Origin of the sequence: Vibrio sp. 10N.222.52.B7 (assembly GCF_041474275.1) — a bacterium.
GTDB classification, from domain to species: Bacteria; Pseudomonadota; Gammaproteobacteria; order Enterobacterales; family Vibrionaceae; genus Vibrio; species Vibrio crassostreae_C.
In genome coordinates, this window is sequence record NZ_JBFRTU010000576.1 from 1 (window position 1) to 247 (window position 247).

Sequence of the window (247 nt, forward strand, 5' to 3'; positions counted from 1 at the left end):
TAGAAGATCGCTACCAAGCCTTTAAGTTCATGTGGATCACTGGGATTGAATGGGCACTAGAAAATCCGATTGCGTTGAAGTTCTTCACCAATGTTCATTTCGACCCAACAACTCAAACTCGAGAAGTGATCGTCTCGCAGATGTTCGCGTCACTAGACGAGATCATTTTGCAAGGACAAGAGGACGGTGAATTGATGGTGTTAGACATTAACCTTGTCAGACACTTCATCCATAGCCACTTTCTGAT

Annotated in this window: 1 pseudogene; it reads left to right on the top strand. The window is 43.7% G+C overall.

Features of this window, described 5'->3' with window-relative positions:
• Positions 1–247 (top strand): annotated as a pseudogene (locus AB4512_RS24270) (TetR/AcrR family transcriptional regulator); the annotation flags it as partial.